The sequence below is a fragment of the Citrobacter sp. GW821-FHT07H02 genome (genome assembly GCF_059418505.1).
On sequence record NZ_JBWKPZ010000018.1, the window covers coordinates 63,392 to 80,070 of the forward strand.

At 51.5% G+C, this 16,679-nt stretch carries 19 protein-coding genes and 1 pseudogene; 8 read left to right on the forward strand and 12 right to left on the reverse strand.

All coding sequences use genetic code 11. The annotated features are described in order from the left end of the window. Nucleotides 1-299: 299 nt before the first annotated feature. Together yecU and AC07NP_RS16940 are read left to right on the forward strand one after the other, a co-directional pair. Nucleotides 300-419, forward strand: a pseudogene (gene yecU / locus AC07NP_RS16935) (protein YecU); the annotation flags it as partial. After that, the gene (locus AC07NP_RS16940) at nucleotides 406-630 is read left to right on the forward strand and encodes a DUF2594 family protein (RefSeq protein ID WP_203360850.1); all 225 of its coding nucleotides are present in this window, start codon (nucleotides 406-408) and stop codon (nucleotides 628-630) included. The pseudogene yecU and the gene AC07NP_RS16940, both read left to right, overlap by 14 nt. Nucleotides 631-691: 61 nt before the next feature. On the opposite strand, the gene sdiA is transcribed toward AC07NP_RS16940, so the two are convergent. The 8 genes from sdiA to AC07NP_RS16980 form a co-directional block, all read right to left on the reverse strand. Continuing rightward, nucleotides 692-1,414, reverse strand: a complete 723-nt coding sequence (gene sdiA, locus AC07NP_RS16945; RefSeq protein WP_203360849.1) for a quorum-sensing transcriptional regulator SdiA — start codon at nucleotides 1,412-1,414, stop codon at nucleotides 692-694. Nucleotides 1,415-1,648: 234 nt separating this feature from the next. Continuing rightward, nucleotides 1,649-2,401, reverse strand: a complete 753-nt coding sequence (gene tcyN / locus AC07NP_RS16950) for an L-cystine ABC transporter ATP-binding protein TcyN (protein WP_203360848.1) — start codon at nucleotides 2,399-2,401, stop codon at nucleotides 1,649-1,651. Beyond that, entirely contained in the window at nucleotides 2,398-3,066 is a 669-nt protein-coding gene (gene tcyL, locus AC07NP_RS16955) for a cystine ABC transporter permease (RefSeq protein ID WP_192612571.1), read from the reverse strand. The genes tcyN and tcyL overlap by 4 nt, the downstream gene beginning before the upstream one ends. Before the next feature lie 21 nt (nucleotides 3,067-3,087). Then, nucleotides 3,088-4,074, reverse strand: coding sequence for a D-cysteine desulfhydrase (dcyD, locus tag AC07NP_RS16960; RefSeq protein WP_203360847.1), 987 nt, complete (start codon nucleotides 4,072-4,074; stop codon nucleotides 3,088-3,090). Nucleotides 4,075-4,184: 110 nt separating this feature from the next. After that, nucleotides 4,185-4,985: a cystine ABC transporter substrate-binding protein gene (tcyJ, locus tag AC07NP_RS16965; RefSeq protein WP_192612573.1), complete on the reverse strand. Its 801-nt coding sequence runs from the start codon at nucleotides 4,983-4,985 to the stop codon at nucleotides 4,185-4,187. Nucleotides 4,986-5,072: 87 nt separating this feature from the next. Continuing rightward, the gene (fliZ, locus tag AC07NP_RS16970) at nucleotides 5,073-5,624 is read right to left on the reverse strand and encodes a flagella biosynthesis regulatory protein FliZ (protein WP_203360846.1); all 552 of its coding nucleotides are present in this window, start codon (nucleotides 5,622-5,624) and stop codon (nucleotides 5,073-5,075) included. A 59-nt stretch (nucleotides 5,625-5,683) separates the two neighbouring features. Then, nucleotides 5,684-6,403, reverse strand: coding sequence for an RNA polymerase sigma factor FliA (locus AC07NP_RS16975; RefSeq protein WP_192612575.1), 720 nt, complete (start codon nucleotides 6,401-6,403; stop codon nucleotides 5,684-5,686). A gap of 163 nt (nucleotides 6,404-6,566) precedes the next feature. Beyond that, nucleotides 6,567-8,084, reverse strand: coding sequence for a flagellin N-terminal helical domain-containing protein (locus AC07NP_RS16980; protein ID WP_494661164.1), 1,518 nt, complete (start codon nucleotides 8,082-8,084; stop codon nucleotides 6,567-6,569). Nucleotides 8,085-8,344: 260 nt separating this feature from the next. Between AC07NP_RS16980 and fliD the strand changes: the two genes are divergently transcribed. From fliD to amyA, 4 genes are all read left to right on the forward strand, one after another. Then, the gene (gene fliD / locus AC07NP_RS16985) at nucleotides 8,345-9,751 is read left to right on the forward strand and encodes a flagellar filament capping protein FliD (protein ID WP_494661165.1); all 1,407 of its coding nucleotides are present in this window, start codon (nucleotides 8,345-8,347) and stop codon (nucleotides 9,749-9,751) included. A gap of 15 nt (nucleotides 9,752-9,766) precedes the next feature. Then, nucleotides 9,767-10,174: a flagellar export chaperone FliS gene (gene fliS, locus AC07NP_RS16990; RefSeq protein WP_192612578.1), complete on the forward strand. Its 408-nt coding sequence runs from the start codon at nucleotides 9,767-9,769 to the stop codon at nucleotides 10,172-10,174. Then, nucleotides 10,174-10,545: a flagella biosynthesis regulatory protein FliT gene (gene fliT, locus AC07NP_RS16995; protein WP_203360843.1), complete on the forward strand. Its 372-nt coding sequence runs from the start codon at nucleotides 10,174-10,176 to the stop codon at nucleotides 10,543-10,545. Before fliS ends, fliT begins: the two co-directional genes overlap by 1 nt. A 68-nt stretch (nucleotides 10,546-10,613) precedes the next feature. After that, entirely contained in the window at nucleotides 10,614-12,101 is a 1,488-nt protein-coding gene (gene amyA, locus AC07NP_RS17000; protein WP_494661166.1) for an alpha-amylase, read from the forward strand. Nucleotides 12,102-12,141: 40 nt separating this feature from the next. On the opposite strand, the gene yedD is transcribed toward amyA, so the two are convergent. Then, a complete protein-coding gene (gene yedD / locus AC07NP_RS17005; protein ID WP_494661167.1) occupies nucleotides 12,142-12,555 on the reverse strand; it encodes a lipoprotein YedD in 414 nt (137 codons plus the stop codon). Nucleotides 12,556-12,739: 184 nt separating this feature from the next. On the opposite strand from yedD, the gene yedE reads away from it, so the two are divergent. Beyond that, on the forward strand, nucleotides 12,740-13,945 hold the full coding sequence (yedE, locus tag AC07NP_RS17010; RefSeq protein ID WP_494661168.1) for a selenium metabolism membrane protein YedE/FdhT: 1,206 nt from the start codon (nucleotides 12,740-12,742) through the stop codon (nucleotides 13,943-13,945). Then, entirely contained in the window at nucleotides 13,942-14,175 is a 234-nt protein-coding gene (yedF, locus tag AC07NP_RS17015; RefSeq protein WP_203360840.1) for a sulfurtransferase-like selenium metabolism protein YedF, read from the forward strand. Before yedE ends, yedF begins: the two co-directional genes overlap by 4 nt. A gap of 47 nt (nucleotides 14,176-14,222) precedes the next feature. Here the strand turns inward: yedF and AC07NP_RS17020 are convergent, their stop codons facing one another. From AC07NP_RS17020 to fliE, 3 genes are all read right to left on the reverse strand, one after another. Beyond that, nucleotides 14,223-14,924 carry a methyltransferase family protein gene (locus AC07NP_RS17020; protein ID WP_494661169.1) on the reverse strand — a complete coding sequence of 234 codons (702 nt, stop codon included), beginning with the start codon at nucleotides 14,922-14,924 and terminating at the stop codon, nucleotides 14,223-14,225. Continuing rightward, the gene (gene cmoA / locus AC07NP_RS17025; RefSeq protein WP_494661170.1) at nucleotides 14,921-15,643 is read right to left on the reverse strand and encodes a carboxy-S-adenosyl-L-methionine synthase CmoA; all 723 of its coding nucleotides are present in this window, start codon (nucleotides 15,641-15,643) and stop codon (nucleotides 14,921-14,923) included. The genes AC07NP_RS17020 and cmoA overlap by 4 nt, the downstream gene beginning before the upstream one ends. A 512-nt stretch (nucleotides 15,644-16,155) precedes the next feature. Continuing rightward, nucleotides 16,156-16,470: a flagellar hook-basal body complex protein FliE gene (gene fliE, locus AC07NP_RS17030; RefSeq protein ID WP_494661171.1), complete on the reverse strand. Its 315-nt coding sequence runs from the start codon at nucleotides 16,468-16,470 to the stop codon at nucleotides 16,156-16,158. Nucleotides 16,471-16,679 lie beyond the last annotated feature (209 nt).

Here is a 16,679-nt window from a genome sequence, read left to right on the forward strand (position 1 = left end):
CGGGTTTTATCTCAACTTTGAAACGCAAAAAACACCGCCCCTTAGATTTTGTTCTCGTTTTTGGAAATTAGATTGTACGGAATGTGGAAACTTTCCCCGAAAAACAGCCATTCCCATCGACTATATCTCTCTTGAAGTTTCAGAATAGTGACAAAAAATTCACGCCCTTCGGCTTAAATGATAAATAGGAAGCAACTTTGTAACAATAATTAACGAGTAAAATACGCGTCATAAACAATGGGTGAAGAAAATATATCCACTGCAAGACGTTGTTTATTTTAATGGCTCAGGCTGAAGTTTCGACGAAAAAACAACCACTGCTATTTTTAGCGCGGCTTATGGTATACTCCGCCGCCTTAACATTTGCCATCGCACTTTTTCACTGTAACAGAACGAGGAAAATAAATGAGTACGCCTGATTTTTCCACTGCCGAGAATAATCAAGAACTGGCTAACGAAGTCACCTGCCTGAAAGCCATGTTAACGCTGATGCTGCAGGCAGTGGGACAAGCCGACGCAGGGCGCGTGATTCTTAAAATGGAAAAACAGATCGCGCTGATTGAAGACAAATCACAAGCAGCGGTATTTTCCAACACTGTTAAGCAAATTAAACAAGCTTACCGACAATAAGATGAAACCGGCTGAGAGCAGCGCTTTCGGCCGGTTTTGCGTCAGAACACAAAAATTACATTTAAATCAAACCGATAGCCGCTGCATAGCAGGCAATCTGCGTCTTGTTTGGTGCGTTAAACTTCTTTTGCATATTCTTCTGATGAAAATTGACGGTGTTCTCCGAAATCGACAGGATCATGGCGATTTCAGACGACGTTTTCCCTTCAGCCGTCCACTTTAAGATTTCCTTTTCTCGCTTGCTAAAACGCATCTCCGGCGTCGTGACCATGTCATTTTCCAGCCGCGTAAGCACGGAGAGGCTCTCACGCACCAGTAGTTGCAGTTTCAGCTCGACTTCATCAGAGGCAAAGGGCACATTGCGTACGTTCGACCGTGAGACGGAAAGGAACCCCAGCGCACGATTTGGTAGCATACAGCACTGGGTGATCCCCTTTCGCAATCCGTGGGAGCGTGCCGCATCCCACAGTGTCTGGGTATCACTGAATAATGCGTCATTCCAGGGTAAATGTCCCTGTTTGAAGTTTTCCGGTTTCAGCACCGGATCAATAGCAAAATAGTTTTCAGACTGATAGTGGGTAATCCACGCCTGAGGATATGTCGTTTGAAGAGAGATTTTTGGTCGTGTAAACGGGACCGGATGACGAACGCATAATGCGTAATAATCGAACTCCAGTTGACACGTCTGGTGCTGTAATTCCCGATAAACATCTTCTGCCGTCGCCATTTCCTGAAAGCGTATCAGCATACTCCGTCGCCAGGTGAAGAAATCATTTTCCTGCATATCAGGGGATACCACCTCTGAGATTGATTATCATTTTAAATGAGTAAACACGCTACCACATAAATGGAGTTTATATGAATAAAATATCGGTCAGGAAGAGGATTACTTGAACTTTATTTCAATATACCCATCAATATTAGGGTGAAAATGCATTAACCAGGCGGGATGGCGTCATATTTATTCAAATATACTCGCCCAGAAGAGGATTATTTCGGGCGAGTATCGCAAGACCATTTATTTCATCAGAAACTTCTCAAGAAACTGGCGAGTGCGTGGGTGCTGCGGATGGCTAAATAACGATTTTGCAGGACCCTGTTCCACAATTCGTCCCTGATCCATGAATATCGCCCGGTCAGCAACGTCGCGAGCAAAACTCATCTCGTGCGTCACAATCACCATGGTCCGTTTTTCCTGTGCCAGCTGGCGGATAGTATTGAGTACCTCCCCCACCAGCTCAGGATCGAGCGCAGAGGTCGGTTCATCAAACAAAATGACCTCCGGGCGCATGGCCAGCGCACGCGCGATCGCCACACGTTGCTGCTGCCCGCCGGATAAGCGCCGCGGGTAGCTGGTCTCCTTCCCGGTCAGCCCTACCTTTGCCAGCAGCTCATGCGCACGGGCCGTTGCTTCCGCTTTTGATTCACCTTTGACAATCACCGGGCCTTCAATGATGTTCTCCACCACCGTACGATGCGGAAACAAATTGAAGTTCTGGAATACAAAACCCACATGCTGACGCAACTGGCGAATCAATCCCTTCTGCTGATTTAAAGAGCGGGCGGTATCAATGGTGATATCCCCCACTTTGATCGTGCCGGCTTCCGGCACTTCCAGAAGATTGATGCTGCGCAGTAAGGTGGTTTTGCCCGAACCGCTCGGCCCAATAATGGCGACAACCTCACCCGGTTTGACCTCGAGATCGATGCCGTGCAGCACCGTCTGCCCATGGAATTTTTTCACCAGGTTTTTGACTTCGATGGCACTCATTTCGGATCTTTCTCCTGGCGGTTAAGCTGGTCTTCAAAGTAGTTCTGCAATGCCGATAGCACCGTCGCCATCACCCAGTAGATCAACGAGGCGGCCAGATACATGGTGAAGACTTCCAGCGTACGCGACGTGATCAACTGCGCCTGACGGAACAGTTCTGGCACCTGAATCGTCGCCGCCAGCGAGGTATCTTTCACCAGGCTGATAAAACTGTTGCTCAGCGGCGGCAAAGCCACACGGGCAGCCTGTGGTAAGATGGCGCGGCGCAGCGTTTGCCACGGCGTCATGCCGATACTCGCCGCCGCCTCCCACTGACCTTTGTCAATGGAGGAGATCGCCGCACGCAGCGTTTCAGAGGTGTACGCAGCCGTATTGAGCGACAAACCGATCATCGCCGCCGGGATGGGGTCCAGCTCAATACCAAACTGCGGCAGACCGTAGTAGATCATAAACAGTTGGGCGATCAGCGGCGTCCCCCGGAAAATAGAGATATAAAAGCGTGCCAGCCACCGGACAGGCAACAGCGGCGACATACGCATCAGCGCCAGAATAAATCCCAGCAGCAGACCAAAAAACATCCCGCCAATACTCAGTTGCAGCGTGAACACCGCCCCTTTGAGCAGATACGGCAGAGAATCAATCACCAGTTGGATACTTTCTTGCATTCGCGTTTTTCGACCTGGTTGTTATACGTGAGGATGGTAGGCAAACAACGCAGGTGCGCCACCGGTATGAATAAACAGAATTGGCCCTTCGTCTTTGAAGCGTTTCTGGCTGATGCCATCAATCAGGCCCGCCATCGCTTTCCCCGTATAAACAGGGTCCAGCAAAATGCCCTCCAGACGCGCCAGCAGTTTCACCGCCTCCATCCCCTCATCATTCGGCATACCGTAGCCCGGCGCAAAATAGTCATCCCACAGCAGGATCTCCGCCGACGCGGTCAGCTCTAATTCTTTGGCAATCGCCTGTTGCAGGGCGACCACTTTAGGCTGCTGGTCGGCAACTTTACGCGAAACGGTCACCCCTACCAGGTCAACCTCCGGCATCAGTTGTTCCAGCCCCACCGCCAGCCCCGCATGCGTCCCGGCGCTGCCTGACGCCACCACCACGGAAGAAAGTTGTACCGCGCCTTCACACTGCTGGGCAATTTCCAGTGCGCTTTCCACATAACCCAATGCGCCCAGGGCGTTGGAGCCGCCAACCGGTATCACATAAGGGCGAAATCCTTGTGCTTCAACGCGGGTTGCCAGCTCATGGAGTTGTGCTTCCGGGTCGTTCAAGGCGGCGCACATTTCGATTTGAACATTGAACAGATCGAGCAGCAGGCGGTTACCGTTAGTCAGATAATTTTCCGCCGTGGTGCCAATGGGATTTTCCAGCAACGCAATGCAGTGCAATCCCAGTTTTGCCGCCACCGCCGCCGTCTGGCGGACATGGTTAGACTGAATCGCACCTGCCGTGATCAGCGTATCCGCCCCTTCGCGAAGCGCATCCGCCGCCAGGAACTCCAGCTTACGCAGTTTATTGCCGCCCATCGCCATTGGCGTGACGTCATCCCGTTTGATGAAAATATCGCGACCCAGATAGTCAGAAAAACGCGGCAGGTATTCGAGCGGCGTTGGCGCGCCGATAAATTCCAGGCGAGGAAAGCGCGTTAAATTATGCAGTGGCATGTAGCCTCCGATGTTTATTGTGTTGTGATGTTCTTTTTATTATGCACGTTCATTCGGATGAAATAAAAAAGGCGCCCGTGAAAGCGCCTTTTTTTTTGCATTGTTGACGATTATTTCGTCACATCTGCACCAAACCATTTTTCAGACAGCGCTTTCAGCGAACCATCTTTCTGCATATCGGCAATCGCCGCGTCCACCGCTTTCAGCAAATCGTCGTTACCTTTACGCAGCGCAACGCCCGATTCCTGACGGGAGAACGCTTCACCGGTCACCGCCAGCGTGTCTTTGGTTTTCTTCACCAGATCCAGCGCCGCCAGACGATCCACCAGGATAGCGTCGATACGCCCCACGCGCAGATCCTGATATTTGGTCGGGTCATCATCGTAAGTGCGAATATCGACACCTTCAACGTTCTGGCGCAACCACTCTTCGTAGTTGGTTCCCAGACCCACACCCACTTTCTTACCTTTCAGATCCGCAGCGGTTTTAATGCTGCCTTCATTGCCTTTTTTCACCAGCGCCTGGATACCCGAAACGGTATACGGGGTAGAGAAGTCGTATTTCTTCTTACGTTCGTCGGAGATGGTCACCTGATTAATGACGACATCAATACGTTTGGAATCCAGCGATGCCAGCATACCGTCCCATTTGGTCGGTTTCAGCTCAGCTTTAACCCCCAGATGTTTCGCCAACTCCTGCGCAAACTCTACTTCAAAACCGGTCAACTTACCGTCATCGCCCTGAAAACTGAACGGAGGATATGTCCCTTCCAGTCCCACCAGCAGCGTACCGCGCTCTTTCACTTTATTTAACAGACCTTCATCTGCAAAAGTCTTCACGCTCATTCCGGCAACGAGTGCAACAGCCATCACACCCATCAGAGCCTGACGTCCCAGAAGTGCTAATTTCATAGTTACCCCGAAAGTTGTTATTTATCACGGTAGTGTAGAGGGTTTGCCGTTAATCACAAAAACGACTCCGCTACATCTTATGCTTTTTTAATATATATCAGAAGTCGCGGAACAGCAGGAATTCTGCATCTGTCCAGGGACGGCATGCGCTTTGTATTGTTCATACTTGCGCAGTGCGATCCGATAGTTATTGGTGCTGGTTTCGGGTAACCATGGGGACAGGCTTTCATCAAGAAAACCGTCCTGCACCACATCGTGGGTGATGTTTTGTTCCGTGAGATGATTGCCGAGTCGGCGCAGGCGGACGACGTATTCGCGCACCGTGCCATGACTCATTTCGGTCTGCTCAAACAAAAATTGTTTAAAGCCGATGATGTCGAAAAAGTCGCTCTGCTCTTTGCAATGCAGATCACCGCAAAAACGGCACAGGGCGACCCACTCTTTTTGCTCCTGCTGCCAGGCGGCATCATCAAACAGCGAATCCAGTCTGGAAATGGCAATTTTGTTCACAATCTGCCCACGACGGACCAGCGTGATCCTGTCGAGCAGTTTGTGGCAATGCGCGCAATGCGTCTGGCTGTGTTTAAAATCTTTGAGGTAGCGGCTTAGTGGCCGTCTTTTAGATTGCTGCACCGTCATGAGAACTCCTGGTAGTCAATTCGTTGTGCGGCATTTTTCGGCGGCGCTAAGACCGCCGCCTATAACTTACCCAGCTTGGTGCGTAGACGTTTGATCGCCTGACTGTGCAACTGGCTCACCCGTGACTCGCCAACCTCCAGGACAGCGCCAATCTCTTTGAGATTGAGCTCTTCCTGGTAATAGAGCGTCAACACCAGTTGTTCACGTTCCGGCAGTGCCTCAATGGCATCCATCACGCGCTGGCGTAAATTGCTTTCAAGAAGCTGTTGTAACGGGTTTTCCTGCTGATGTTCTTCAGTCACCAGCTCGACGCTATCGCCATGCTCTTCCCGCCACTCGTCATAGGAGAAGAGCTGGCTATTATTGGTATCGAGCAACATCTGACGATACTCTTGCACAGGAATCGCCAGACGCTCCGCCACTTCAGTTTCCGTCGCGTTACGCCCTAATTCCTGTTCCAGTTGCCCCATCGCCTGCGCCACTTCGCGAGCATTGCGTCGGACGCTACGCGGCACCCAATCCCGGCTGCGTAGTTCATCCAGCATCGCTCCACGAATACGCTGCACTGCGTAAGTGGTAAATGCCGTTCCTTGCAGAGCATCATATCGGTCAACTGCATTTAATAACCCGATGCCGCCCGCCTGTAGCAGGTCGTCCAGTTCCACGCTCGCGGGCAATCGCACCTGAAGGCGCAATGCTTCGTGACGCACCAGCGGTACATAACGCTGCCACAGCGAGTGTTTATCCATTACACCTTCAGCGGTATACAGTGAATTCACGATAAACAGCCCTGCGTTAAATGAGTTATCGGCATGATTATCCGTTTCTGCAGGGGTTTTAATCGGATGAATAGTGGGTGAAATGAGGGGTTATTTAGGGGTTACGGGTAAATGACAGGCGTAAAAAACCCCGCCGAAGCGGGGTTTGCGCGAAAAGTGTGAATTAACGCAGCAGAGACAGAACGTTCTGCGGAACCTGGTTGGCCTGTGCCAGAACAGAGGTACCCGCCTGTTGCAGGATCTGCGCTTTGGACATGTTGGACACTTCGGTCGCGTAGTCAGCATCTTCGATACGGCTACGAGCAGAGGTCAGGTTGTTGACGGTGTTGCCCAGGTTGGTGATGGTAGAATCGAAACGGTTCTGTACCGCACCGAGGTCAGAACGCAGTGCGTCAACCTGTGCCAGCGCATTGTCAATGACAGCCAGCGGATCTTCAGTGCTGGTGCTGGCTTTCGCAACGTCTTCGTTAACCAGTTTAGCGCTACCGTTGGTGCCGGTAGTGATGTACATGGTTTTCTTGTTGGCACCTGCACCAGTGGTTACGTTGCCATCAACATCAACATCATAGGTAGCTCCGCTTGCTTTCAGGGTGCTACCGGTTTTGGTTGCATTAGCGTTCTGCAGGTCAGTGACAGTCGCAGCTTTGTTCGCGGTCGTTGCAGCAGTAGTCAGAGTACCGTTCTGGCTTGCATACAGATCAACGTCAGTGCTGACTTTTGCCCCAGTGCCCGCAGCAGCGGTTGAAGAGTCGACGGTAAAGGTTACTGTTTTACCATCAACCTTAGCCGTATAACTACCGTTACCAAACTCTGGATCAGTGCCATCCGCGGTTTTGGTAAATTCCATACCGTCAAAACTGAATTTATCACCGACTTTCGCACTCGCACCCAGCGCCGCCATGCTCGTTGCAGAACCGTTAGCCGTTGCAGTAGTGGTATAGGCAGCAGAAGCCGTATTCGGGGTGGTCGCTGTAGTCACCAGACTACCATCGGCCGCGCTGACATAAAGTGCATTACCACCAGAAGTGACATTCTGAGACTTAACGTCAACATTTACAGTTGCAGCAGCACCACCAACAGTAGCGCTGTAGTTATCAGTACCAGTCGCGCCAAATTTGGAGATCAGGTCGCTGGCGGTCGCTTTCTGCGCGCCGTTCACACGGAAGTCAGCCACACCCAGGCTCTGGGTATCGATTTTTTTCAGATCGATATCGATGGTTTCGCCATCGTTCGCGCCAACCTGGATTTTCAGGGTGTTGTCCTGAGCCAGGACTTTCACGCCGTTGAACTGAGTCTGACCGGATACGCGGTCGATTTCGCTCAGACGCTGGGTGATTTCGTTCTGGATGGAGGTCAGGTCGCTGTCGGAGTTAGTTCCGTTAGTTGCCTGAACAGTCAGTTCACGTACACGCTGCAGGTTGTTGTTGATTTCGTTCAGCGCGCCTTCGGTGGTCTGCGCAATGGAGATACCGTCGTTAGCGTTACGGGAAGCCTGAGTCAGACCTTTGATGTTAGAGGTGAAACGGTTAGCGATCGCCTGGCCAGCCGCATCGTCTTTCGCGCTGTTGATACGCAGACCGGAAGACAGACGCTCAATAGCGGAGCTCAGAGTAGACTGAGATTTGTTCAGGTTATTCTGGGTCAACAGCGACAGGCTGTTTGTATTAATGACTTGTGCCATGATCTTTTCCTTATCAATTACAACTTGATGTTTATTGGGCTGTTCTGTTGCCCACGGTTTCTTACCGTAACCCTTGTATCGGCACCTTAAATTCGAACTTTAGAAAATTTTTAATTTCTGCCCTCTTTTTTTTAGTCCACGAAATACCCTCTTTATTCACCATTATTCCGCGCATTATTTTCCTAAAACTATTATTAAACTTTGCCAACAGATTGCCGATAACGCGGTTAACTACTGTTTGCAATCACAAGGAATAAGGCATGGCTTCGATTTCATCACTGGGCGTCGGCTCAAATTTACCGCTGGATGCATTGTTGACGAACCTGACCACTGCAGAAAAAGGACGTTTAACGCCGATCACGCAACAGCAGAGCGCTAACACTGCGCGCCTGACGGCCTATGGCACGCTGAAAAGCGCGCTGGAAAAATTCCAGACAGCCAATACCACGCTGAATAATGCCGATCTGTTTAAGAGCACCACCGTGACCAGTAGCACCGAAGACCTGACCGCCACCACCACCGCAGGCGCAGCACCTGGCATCTATACCATCAGCGTCAATAAACTGGCGCAGGCGCAATCGTTAAGTACCAATATTGATATCAGTTCAACTAAAGATACGCTGGGCGATACTTCCGCAGAAAGCCGCACCCTCAAAATTGAACAAAAAGGCCGCAAAGAGCCGCTGGAAATTAAACTCACGAAAGACCAGACCTCTTTGGAAGGTATTCGTGATGCGATTAACGATGCCGACAGCGGTGTTTCCGCGAGCATCGTTAAAGTAAAAGAAGGTGATTATCAGCTGGTGCTGACGTCCGACACCGGTACCGAGAATCAAATGACTGTTTCGGTAGAAGGCGACAGCAAGCTCAACGATTTGCTGGCCTACGACAGCACAACGGGCACCGGCAATATGAAACAGCTGGTCAGCGCGCAGAATGCGCAATTGACCGTTAACGGCATCGATATTGAACGCCCGAGCAACACCATTACCGACGCGCCGCAGGGCGTCACGCTCAATCTGACCAAAGAGGTGACCGACGCACGCCTTACCGTCACCAAAAGTAATGACAAAGCGACAGAAGCGATTAAAGGTTGGGTGGATGCGTACAACTCGCTGATGGATACCTTTACCTCCCTGACGAAATACACCGAAGTGGATCCGGGCGCGGAAACGCAGGATCAGAGCAACGGCGCGCTGATCGGCGACAGCGTGGTACGTACAATCCAGACCGGTATTCGCGCGCAGTTTACCAACAGCGGCAGCGACGGCCCGTTCAAAACCTTAAGTGAAATCGGCATTACCACTGACGGGACAACCGGCAAGCTGAAGATTGACGACGAGAAGCTGGACAAAGCGCTGAAAGAGAATACGACGGCAACGCGCCAGTTGCTGGTCGGTGACGGTAAAGAAACCGGCATTACCACCAAAATTGCCACCGAAGTGAAAGCCTACCTCGCCGATGACGGCATTATCGACAGCGCCGAGGACAGTATTAATGCGACATTGAAAAAGCTGACCAAACAGTATCTTGCGGTAAGCGCCAGTATCGACGACACCGTCGCCCGTTATAAGGCGCAGTTTACGCAGCTGGATACCATGATGAGCAAACTCAATGGCACAAGTAGCTACCTGAGCCAGCAGTTTTCTGCCATGAGCAGCTCCTGATAACACGAGGTAACCATGTATACCGCCAGCGGTACAAAAGCCTATGCACAAATCGGCGTGGAAAGCGCCGTAATGAGTGCCAGCCCGCATCAGCTGATCGAAATGTTGTTTGACGGCGCCAACAGCGCCCTGGTGCGTGCGCGCTTGTTTATGCAACAGGGCGACACTGTCGCTAAAGGCCAGGCGTTAAGCAAAGCCATCAACATTATCGACAATGGACTTAAAGCCGGGCTGGATGAGGAGAACGGCGGTGACGTCGCCACCAATTTGTCGTCACTGTACGACTATATGATCCGCCGTTTGCTGCAAGCAAACTTACGTAATGACAGTCAGGCCATTGAAGAAGTGGAAGGGTTACTCGGCAATATTGCAGAAGCCTGGAAGCAGATCTCACCGAAAGTATCTTCCCAGGAGTCTCGTTAATGACCTTAGCCGTGGAGTTTATCAACCGTTGGCAGCGCATTGCGCTGCTCAGTCAATCGCTGCTGGAACTTGCGCAGCGGGGTGAATGGGATCTGTTACTGGAACAGGAAGTTTCCTATCTACAAAGCATTGAAACGGTTGTGGAAACACAAACTCCACCGGGGATTACGCGAAGTGTGCAGGAGCTGATTGCGGGCTATATCAAACAGACGCTGGATAACGAACAGCGTCTGAAAGTCCTGCTGCAACAGCGCCTGGATGAGCTGAGCAACCTGATCGGCCAGTCGACGCGCCAGCAATCGCTCAACCATGCCTATGGTCGTCTCTCAGGCATGCTGCTGGTTCCCGACGCCCCTGCCGCGCCACAATAAAATCCCGCTTAGTATCAATTATCTTCCATACTCCAGAAGTCGGCTAAACGACTTCTGGAGCACGGAAGATGAAAAACCCCACGTTATTGCAGTACTTCCACTGGTATTACCCTGAGGGCGGCAAGCTGTGGCTTGAACTGGCCGAACGCGCGGGCGGACTCAACGATATCGGTATCAATATGGTCTGGCTGCCCCCGGCCTACAAAGGCGCTTCTGGCGGTTATTCCGTGGGTTATGACTCCTACGACATGTTCGATCTCGGTGAGTTTGATCAGAAAGGCACCATTGCCACCAAATACGGCGACAAAGCCCAGCTTTTGGGCGCGATTGATGCGCTAAAGCACAATGACATTGCCGTCCTGCTGGATGTGGTGGTCAACCACAAAATGGGGGCGGATGAGAAAGAAGCCATCCGCGTACAGCGCGTCAACGAGCAAGACCGCACGCAGATTGATGACGAGATCATCGAATGTGAAGGCTGGACGCGCTACACCTTCCCTGCCCGCGCCGGTCAATATTCGCAGTTCATCTGGGACTTCAAATGTTTTAGCGGCATCGACCATATCGAAAACCCCACCGAAGACGGCATTTTTAAAATCGTCAACGACTACACCGGCGAAGGCTGGAACGACCAGGTCGATGACGAACTGGGTAACTTCGACTATCTGATGGGCGAAAATATCGACTTTCGCAATCACGCGGTAACAGAAGAGATCAAATACTGGGCGCGCTGGGTGATGGAACAAACCCATTGCGATGGCTTCCGCCTGGACGCCGTCAAACACATTCCCGCCTGGTTTTACAAAGAGTGGATCGAGCACGTCCAGGAAGTGGCGCCAAAACCGCTTTTTATCGTCGCGGAATACTGGTCCCATGAGGTGGACAAACTGCAAACCTATATCAACCAGGTTGACGGGAAAACTATGCTGTTCGACGCCCCTTTGCAGATGAAGTTTCACGAAGCGTCGCGTCAGGGGCGCGAGTACGACATGAGCCAGATTTTTACCGGAACGTTGGTCGAAGCCGATCCGTTTCATGCCGTGACGCTGGTCGCCAACCACGACACTCAACCCTTGCAGGCGCTGGAAGCCCCCGTCGAACCGTGGTTTAAGCCGCTGGCCTATGCGCTGATCCTGCTACGGGAAAACGGCGTACCGTCTGTTTTCTATCCAGACTTATACGGTGCCCATTATGAAGATACCGGCGGCGACGGGGAAACTTACCCCATTGATATGCCGGTCATTGAACAACTCGATGAGCTAATTCTGGCCCGCCAGCGTTTCGCCCACGGCATCCAGACACTCTGGTTTGATCACCCTAACTGTATCGCGTTCAGCCGTAGCGGAACCCAGGAAGACCCGGGATGCGTGGTAGTGCTCTCGAATGGCGACGACGGCGAGAAGACGATTACCTTAGGCGCGAATTACGGCAATAAAACCTGGCGAGATTTTCTCGGAAACCGCGAGGAAAGTGTGCTCACCGATGAAAACGGCGAAGCGACGTTTTACTGCAACGGGGGAAGCGTCAGCGTGTGGGTGATTGAAGAGGCCATATAAAATACCACCCCGGCAGCACGATACCGCCGGGGTTGGCCTGTCAGGGCAACGGCGTCGCCAGTGGCGATTTTTGTAATTCCTCGGCGCACTCAGCGGTCGGACGATCCACACGTTGCAGCGTCATGCCATCATACGTCAGCGTGCTCCCGGTACGTTCAATCCGGTAGATCTCACGTTTGCTCGTCACGTTGGTTAGCTCGCCCGAAAACATAGTCAGTTTCCCCGGCACGGCAATCACACGCTGCCACTGGCGGCAATCCAGCGTATCGCCCTGTTTTGTTACCACCAGGCTGGCAATGGCTTCCGGGCTCATCATCTTGCGCTGCGGTCCCTTCGACTGCCAGTAGCCTTCCAGACCGGCTGGCGCTGGCGTCTTCACCACATCGTTATAATTTTCCACCTCGGCACACCCGGCAAGAACCAGTAGTGCACCAACGATTGCTAATTTTTTCATCATTCATCCTGCATGCGAAGAAAATGGGATTGTGGCATTAAAGCCCTGATGTCGCCAGCCTTTCTGGGTACACGCTGTACTTTGATCTCGTCGGTATTACTTCTTTTTAGTCGTGGGAAAAAAAACTGATCGGTGTACTATCCGCACTTCTTTATATTCCTTCTGAGTTCAGAGGCTAAAAAGTATGTCCTGGCACCACTTCAAACAAACTTATCTGATTAAATTCTGGGCCCCGGCCCCTGCGGTCATCGCGGCAGGTATTCTCTCCACCTATTATTTCGGCATCACTGGCACCTTCTGGGCGGTGACGGGAGAATTTACCCGTTGGGGCGGTCAAGTCCTGCAACTGTTTGGTGTTCACGCCGAAGAGTGGGGTTACTACAAAATCATTCATCTGGAAGGCTCTCCCCTGACCCGCATCGACGGCATGATGATCCTCGGCATGTTCGGCGGCTGTTTTGCCGCAGCGCTGTGGGCCAACAACGTCAAATTGCGCATGCCCCGCAGCCGTATTCGCATCATGCAAGCAATTATAGGCGGAATCATCGCCGGCTTCGGCGCCCGTCTGGCAATGGGCTGTAACCTGGCCGCATTCTTCACGGGCATTCCGCAGTTTTCCCTCCATGCCTGGTTCTTTGCACTGGCTACGGCGATAGGCTCCTGGTTCGGCGCCCGCTTCACCCTGCTGCCCATTTTTCGTATCCCGGTGAAAATGCAGAAAGTCTCTGCGGCCTCTCCGTTGACGCAAAAGCCGGATCAGGCCCGTCGCCGCTTCCGTCTGGGCATGTTGATCTTTATCGGGATGATCGGATGGGCGCTGCTGACGGCAATGGATAAACCGAAACTGGGGCTGGCGATGCTGTTTGGCGTCGGATTCGGTCTGCTGATTGAACGCGCGCAAATCTGTTTCACTTCGGCGTTTCGCGATCTGTGGATCACCGGACGTACCCATATGGCGAAAGCGATCATCTTCGGTATGGCAGTGAGCGCCATCGGCATCTTCAGCTACGTGCAGTTAGGCGTAGAGGCGAAGATCATGTGGGCGGGTCCGAACGCAGTGATCGGTGGTCTGCTGTTTGGCTTTGGCATCGTACTGGCGGGCGGTTGCGAAACCGGCTGGATGTACCGTGCGGTCGAAGGCCAGGTCCACTACTGGTGGGTTGGATTAGGCAACGTGATAGGTTCCACCCTGCTGGCATATTACTGGGATGATTTCGCTCCCGCGCTGGCTACCAGCTGGGATAAAGTGAACTTACTCAACACCTTTGGTCCGTTGGGCGGATTGTTGGTCACTTACCTGCTGCTGTTTGCCGCCCTGATGCTGATCATTGGCTGGGAAAAACGTTTCTTCCGTCGTGCCGGGCTGACGCCTGCTAAGGAATCTGTATGAAAGAGATCGTACCGGATTATCGCCTCGATATGGTCGGCGAACCGTGTCCTTATCCGGCAGTTGCCACGCTGGAAGCCATGCCGCAACTGAAAAAAGGGGAAATACTGGAAGTGGTCAGCGATTGCCCGCAATCCATTAATAACATTCCATTAGATGCGCGCAACCACGGCTATACGGTGCTGGATATTCAGCAGGATGGCCCAACGATTCGTTATTTGATTCAGAAGTAACAACATTCTCCCGTTGCGCCGTGCAACGGGAGTCTCTCTGTCACCCGTCAGCGCGCAGAACTCGCGCTGAGTTTCCCGGATTTTTTCAGCATGCGAACCCCTAAACAGGCCAACAGCACGGCCAGCGCAAGCGCCCCTGAAATCATCCAGTCCTGCTGATCCGTGTTCAGCCCCCGGGCGCTCAGCGCCACCAGCATTAGTAATGTAATGCACAGCGTGCTGTATTCTTTCACAATCACCCGACGCCAGTGAAAAGAAAAGGTGCGCAACGTCTGGGGCAGCCCTGTCAGACGTGGCAACAAGCGCGGCGTCCGGGCGCAATACTGCCGATATGTTTCACCGAAACGCCCCTCAAGGTAGCGTTCTTCTGCGGCAATAATACAGGCGTACGCCAGGAAGAGGACCGGCATCGTGATAGTCAGATACCACAGGTTATTGGCCATCACGCCAAACCCAATGATTAACAAAAGATTACCCAGGTACAATGGGTTGCGACAGTGCGCAAATAATCCGCTCTGCACCAGATTATCGGCATACACCTGGCGATTACGCCCCCCGCGCACAATGTAATCCAGTCCCACGGTCAGAATGCGTATTCCTTGTCCGGTCAAAACAATCAGTCCGCCGATAACCAGCATCACGGTGGGTGCGTCAACGGCGCTCGTATGACCAAGAAACAGCGTTAAATATAAAAAAGGAAATAACGTGTTGCGGGTGCGAAATAGAAAATTACCAACCGATACCCTCATTTAATGGCCACCATTCCGCAAAAGTTATACCAGCGAAAAAATACCTCGACGCTACTAAATCCGGCGTCGTGCAGCATTTGTCGATTTTCTGCTTCAGTAAAGGGGATGAGGACATTTTCCAGCGCTTCGCGTTTCTGGCTAATTTCCAGTTCGCTGTAACCGTGGCGACGTTTCATGTTGTAGTAATAATTGATGTACTGGCGATTAAGCTCAGGTGATTCACAAACCACTTTTTCGACCAGAATTAATGCGCCGCCTGAATTCATTCCCTGACAAATGGAGGAGAGCAGCATTTTGCGGTGCAGAGGGCGGACAAACATCAACGTCAACAGCAGGGTCACCACAGAAGCGTTATTCAGCGCCGACATCTCTCTGAGGTCATGACAGAGAAAGCGCGCATCGCGGGAAGATCCCAGTTGCTCAAATTTATCCCGGCATTTGTCCAGCATCTCTGGCGAGTTATCAATCCCGGTAAAGGAGACGCTGTTCGGCAGCAGATTGTCCAGCAACGCCAGCGTAGTGCCAGTCGCACAGCCCAGGTCATACAGTTGGGTTCCCGGCACGGCATAGCTTGCCGCCATCTCCCCGGTCATTCGCTGGATCTCCTGATAAAATGGCACAGAGCGATCGACCATATTGTCAAACACACCCGCCACCTGGCCATCAAAGCAAAAATCGCCGGCCACTTTTTCTTCCGCAAACAATTTATCCAAATTCATAGTTATTCCGCTAAACAGAGGTATAGCCGCCCCGAAACAGACAGGGACGTAAATTCGTTTAGGATATGTTTAACGCGCTTATATTAAGATAACATTAGGAAGTAGGACTAAATCGAAAGTTCTAATTAATTTGAAAATAATGAACTTTACTTTGGCGTATTCCACAACATCACTAATACACGCCTCAAACTCACCTTTATCATTTTGTCTCTTTAGTAGCAAAATCATCACGCTTTACTCCATTGAGCTCATAAAAGAGACTTTACTTATTTTGATAATATTTCACCAAAGCATAACCTTAATGAATATTAAATAATAAAAGCATACGCTATACACGGGGAAAATTAATGCGGTGAATGCGAAATATCAAATTAAAGAATGACGTGGCATGACATCTCTGCAACCTGAAGAGGCGGAAGCGTCGGCATCAGTCCATCAAGACCGAACGACGCTACAGTTAGTGCGCTTAAAAACAATGTCACTGTAAAGAGAGGGATAATAGCGTCGCTGCGCTACACCTGCATACTCATCACTTCCTGATACGCCGACACCAGTTTGTTGCGCACCTGGATCCCCATCTGCATAGAGACGGATGCTTTTTGCATATCGGCCATCACATCGTTCAGCGCAATCCCGGGTTCACCCAGCGTGAATTTTTCTGCCTGCGTGCGGGCAGCTGTCGATGTATCACTGATACGATCCAACGCCGCATGTAACTGACCGGCAAAACTCACAGTCGACTGTGGGAGCGCATCTTGCGCTTTCGCGGACATCGCCGTTGCCTGTAACTGGCTAATGACCCCTTCAATCCCCTGTATTGCTGACATTCTGTTCCCCTGGATGATTTTTTACGCAGCAGAGATTAACAGCTTGTCAATAAGATAAAGGCGTTAAATAACGATAAAAAACCTCGGTTTTTGAGGCATAGAAAAATTCGAAACCGCAAATAATGAGACCGTCAATTTTTCGAGTTTGCTGACCCGGGAGTGAGTCTTGTTCCACTTTGCAAAAAACGCCGTCCACGATCAGTCACGAG